General features: G+C 34.3%; 1 pseudogene. It reads left to right on the forward strand.

The annotated features are described in order from the left end of the window. Positions 1-328: 328 nt before the first annotated feature. Positions 329-643 (forward strand): annotated as a pseudogene (locus tag M3210_RS20050) (SAM-dependent methyltransferase); the annotation flags it as partial. Positions 644-762: the final 119 nt, after the last annotated feature.

A 762-nucleotide genomic window follows, 5' to 3' on the forward strand; every position in this document is an offset into this window, starting at 1 on the left:
GGCGAACAGTTTAGTTGACGGGATCTATCTCCCACGGGCAGGGTCGTTCTACCCCGGCTACAATGTAATAATAAGACCATAAGAAATAAGGTCAACCAGTAAATTCTGGTTAACCTTATAATACGAACGGGGCAGGATTATTGAATAAGCCAAATAATATGTAGCAAATTTAATTTTCTGATATAATTAGATAATAAAATCTTACTATTATTCGGGGTGTTTAAATATGAATTTATTAGAACATGAAATATAACAACTTACTTTTTATGTAAGAGGACCTCCCATTCTACGTTTCATACCTAATTTTAAACAATTTGGGAGGTAAATTATGATAAGAGATAATCAATTTTTAAGTTATTTAAACGATGTAAATAAAGAATTTTCTGGATGGGACTTCTCATTTATTACGGGAACTGGACGAATGAGAAGTGGCTTACTTTCTTGGTCTTATGGGAGTATGGCAAAACATCTAATTCAAAATGTTGATTCAATGTTGGACATGGGAACTGGTGGTGGAGAATTCTTATCAATGTTGAGACCATTCCCTCGTTCTGTTTATGCAACAGAAGGTTACAAACCAAACTTTGAAATAGCAAAAGAAAACCTTGAGCCTTTAGGAATAAAAGTTGTCCCATTTGTAAACGTCAAATAATCCACACCTAGTTTTAGATGTGGACTATTGTTATGATTTATTTAGTTTTATTTGGTACACGACATTCCGCTGGAATGGACGGTGACCAAGGTAGTAGTTGATCCAATTTC

Source organism: Oceanobacillus luteolus (genome assembly GCF_023715655.1).
GTDB classification, from domain to species: domain Bacteria; phylum Bacillota; class Bacilli; order Bacillales; family Amphibacillaceae; genus Oceanobacillus; species Oceanobacillus luteolus.